The sequence below is a fragment of the Nesterenkonia massiliensis genome (assembly GCF_000455245.1).
Taxonomy (GTDB): Bacteria; Actinomycetota; Actinomycetes; order Actinomycetales; family Micrococcaceae; genus Nesterenkonia; species Nesterenkonia rhizosphaerae.
In genome coordinates this window covers 61426-65205 of sequence record NZ_HG005172.1, presented here as the reverse complement: position 1 = coordinate 65205, position 3780 = coordinate 61426, and the positions used below count along the sequence as shown (strand labels likewise).

Here is a 3780-nt window from a genome sequence, read left to right as displayed (position 1 = left end):
CAGTGCGGTGACGGTCGCAGTTAACAAGGAAACTAGTCCCACAAGCGCCAGCAGGGTCCGGCCCCAGTGGATCGTGATCCCTGTGCTTGCAGTGCCGCGCGGGGCAGCTGGCTGTGGGGAATCTCCGGCGGTGGTGGTCATCTGTGCCCTTCGTTCTGTGCGCGGCGCTCGGCGGTGTACACGCCGCTGCGCGCGCCTGCGTGCGATGCGGGCCCGGCGCGGGGTCAACCCCGACGTCGTCTGCGTCTGGGCGGACAATCGCTGGGCCCTCAGCATCAGCGCCGCCAGGAAGAGCCCGGCGATCAGAGCAATCAGAAAAGAGGAGTGGATGGGCAGACTGGGAATCATCTCCATGATCCCGGCCCCTGCAGGCCGGAGTCCCAGTGTCACGATCGACTCCACCTCACCTTGCCTCGCTTGTGTTGCTCTGATGCGACGGGGGTGCCGCTGATCAGTCCAGGGTAGCCGATCCGCCCTGGGATCCCGTGACATATACACGGGTTGCTGTGACAAGCACCTCAACAGTAGATAAGAATGGGGACCGTGACTTCACAGACCTCTGCTAAGCGTTTTGCCCCTGACCGCATCGCAATCCTCGGAGGTGGCCCCGGCGGCTATGAAGCTGCCATGGTGGCTGCCGATGCTGGAGCGGAGGTGACCATTGTTGAAGAGAAGGGCATGGGCGGCTCCGCAGTGCTCACGGATGTGGTGCCATCGAAGACCCTGATCGCCACCGCAGATGCGATGCGCAGGGTTAATGCCTCGACTGCTTTCGGGGTGCGCTTTGGTGAGCACAGCAGCGATAAATACGAAACCGAGGCCTGGGCTGATTTCTCCAAGGTCAATCAGCGTCTGATGAAACTGGCGCATAGCCAGTCCCGGGATATCCACGCCTCCGTGGAGGCCGCCGGGGTGCGCATCATCGCTGGACACGGGCGACTAGTGGCTCCGACCAATATCGAGGTCACCACAGAAGCCGGCGAGACCACTGTGCTGGAGGCCGACGCCGTCATCATCGCCACCGGAGCACACCCGCGTGAACTCGGCTCGGCCAAGCCTGACGGTGAGCGAATCCTGAACTGGACCCAGGCGTATAACCTCACCGAAGTTCCTGAGCACATGATCGTGGTGGGCTCGGGCGTCACCGGTGCTGAGTTCGCCTCTGCCTACCGCCGACTCGGCGCAGATGTCACTCTTGTCTCCTCCCGCGACCAGGTGCTGCCGGGTGAGGATTCCGATGCCGCCAGCGTGCTGGAGAACTCCTTTGCTCGCGCCGGGGTCAAAGTAGCGTCCCGCTCGCGCGCTGAGTCAGTGGAACGCACAGAGAACGGTGTGAAGGTGACCCTCACCGACGGTCGAGTCCTGGACGGCTCGCACTGTCTGATGGCCGTGGGCGGTATCCCGAACACTGAGAACATCGGCCTGGAAGAAGCCGGCGTGGAGACCACCGAATCGGGCCATATCCGGGTGGACACCGTCTCACGAACCACCGCCGCAGGCGTTTACGCTGCCGGCGACTGCACCGGCATGATGCCGCTGGCCTCAGTGGCAGCCATGCAGGGCCGCATCGCGGTGGCGCATATGCAGGGAGAAGCAGTCAAGCCGCTGCAGCTGCACCGCGTGGCCTCCAATGTTTTCACCTCCCCCGAGATCGCCACTGTGGGTGTCACCCAGGCACAGGTGGACTCCGGTAAGTACCAGACTGATGTGGTGAAGCTGGATCTGGCCACCAATCCACGGGCCAAGATGATGAATATCCGCGAAGGCTTCGTCAAGATCTTCTCCCGGAAGGGATCCGGCACGGTCATCGGCGCGGTGGTGGTGGCTCCGCGTGCCTCTGAGCTGATTTTCCCGCTGGCGCTGGCGGTGACCCATAAGCTCCACGTGGACGATGTGGCCGGCACCTTCACCGTCTACCCCTCGCTCTCGGGCTCACTCTCCGAAGCCGCGCGCAGGCTGCACCTGCATGTGGCTGAGCCCAACCAATCCTGATCACACACCCGAATGAGGCCCTGATGTCTGAGAATCCCGTCGCACCTGCTGAGACCAGGACGCCCACCGCAGTGGACGCCTACGCCGAGGAGTATTTCGAGGAGTTCCTGAAGCTGGCGCCTGAGGAAGCCACCTATCTGGGGCGCACCGGGGTGGAGACCGAATACGGGGACTACTCCCCCGCTGGTCGCCAGCAGATGGCGAAGTTGACCCGCCGCACCCTGGCCGGACTCGATGAGCTCAGCGCCCAGGACCACACCGACGAGGTGACCCTCCACGCGTTGCGTGAGCGCCTGCAGCTGGAGCTTGCCCTGCATGAGACCGGGCGCACCCAGCTGGACAACATCGCCTCCCCGGCACACGGGGCCAGGATGATCCTGGACCTCATGCCGGCCGAGTCGGATCAGGACTTTCAGCATCTGGCTGGCCGGTTGAAGAACCTTACCCCTGCGCTGGAAGGCTACTGGGAGTCGCTGCAAGACTCCCATTCCGCAGGCCACGTGCCCGCTGCCCGTCAGGTGCGCGCAGCGGCCGGGCAGTTCGCCGCCTGGGCAGGGGCCGATGGGGCTTTCTCGCAGTTCCTGGAGAAGGCCGAGCAAGCCGGTGCGTCGTCGTCGGTGGTTCAGGCAGTAGAAGAAGGCGCACAAGCTGCTGCTGAGGCATATCTGGTGCTCTCCGAACGACTCACCAACGAACTGCTGCCCTCCGCCCCGGAGGCCGACGCCGTGGGCGCAGACTACTATCGGTTGGTCTCGCAGACCTTCACCGGTACGGTCCTGGATCTTGAGGAGACCTACGCCTGGGGGCTTCAGGAGCTAGAGCGTATTGTGCAGGCCCAGCGAGAAGTCGCCGAGCAGATCAAGCCCGGGGCCAGCATTGAAGAGGCCAAGGAGATCCTCAACAATGATCCGGCCAGGAAGCTGACCGGAACCCAGGCGCTGCAGGAGTGGATGCAGCAGCTCTCCGATCAGGCCGTGGCTGAGCTGAAGGGCAGTCACTTCGACATCCCCTCCCCCATGGACACGCTCGAATGCATGATCGCCCCCACTCAGGATGGCGGCGTGTACTACACCGGCCCCTCTGATGATTTCTCCCGACCCGGCCGGATGTGGTGGTCAGTTCCGCCGGAAGACAATGAATTCACCACCTGGACCGAGACCACCACGGTCTACCACGAGGGCGTACCCGGGCATCACCTGCAGATTGCCACCGCGACCCTGGTGAAGGACCGTCTGAACTCCTGGCGCCGCAATGCCGCGAACACCTCGGGCTTCGCCGAGGGGTGGGCGCTCTACGCCGAGCAGCTCATGGCAGAACTCGGCTATCTCAACGATCCCGGGGACATGATGGGCATGCTGGATATGCAGCGCATGCGTGCCGCCCGCGTGGTCTTCGACATCGGTGTGCACTGCGGGCTGAAGGCCCCCGCCGAGTGGGGCGGAGAGACCTGGACCCCGGAACAGGGCCGGGCATTCCTGCGCGCCCACCTGCCCATTTCGGAGGCCCAGCTGGAGTTCGAGTTCACCCGGTATCTCGGGTGGCCGGGGCAGGCGCCGTCGTACAAGGTGGGTCAGCGAGTCTTCGAACAGATCCGCGCCGAGCGCGAGGCCGCCGAAGGCGAGTCATTTGACCTGCGGGCCTTCCACACCGAGCTGCTGCAGCTGGGGGGACTGGGCCTGGACACGCTGCGCTTTGCCATGGGGACGGCTGCGGCATAGGCGTCATCACGGCGCAGGAACACGACGTCGGGGTGGGCACTTCGCGATGACTGTAAAGCTCGCATAGATT

The 3780-nt window shown here is 64.2% G+C and carries 3 protein-coding genes; 2 read left to right on the top strand and 1 reads right to left on the bottom strand.

Translation table 11 applies throughout. The annotated features are described in order from the left end of the window. Window positions 1–390: hypothetical protein (locus tag TX78_RS14425; protein WP_222704272.1), on the bottom strand; the 390-nt coding region annotated here is incomplete at its 3' end. A 144-nt stretch (window positions 391–534) separates the two neighbouring features. Here TX78_RS14425 and TX78_RS10965 point away from each other — a divergent pair. Together TX78_RS10965 and TX78_RS10960 are read left to right on the top strand one after the other, a co-directional pair. Further along, complete coding sequence (locus TX78_RS10965; RefSeq protein ID WP_044496227.1) at window positions 535–1992, top strand: NAD(P)H-quinone dehydrogenase; 1458 nt, start codon at window positions 535–537, stop codon at window positions 1990–1992. 23 nt (window positions 1993–2015) lie between these two features. After that, entirely contained in the window at window positions 2016–3710 is a 1695-nt protein-coding gene (locus TX78_RS10960; RefSeq protein ID WP_044496226.1) for a DUF885 domain-containing protein, read from the top strand. Window positions 3711–3780 lie beyond the last annotated feature (70 nt).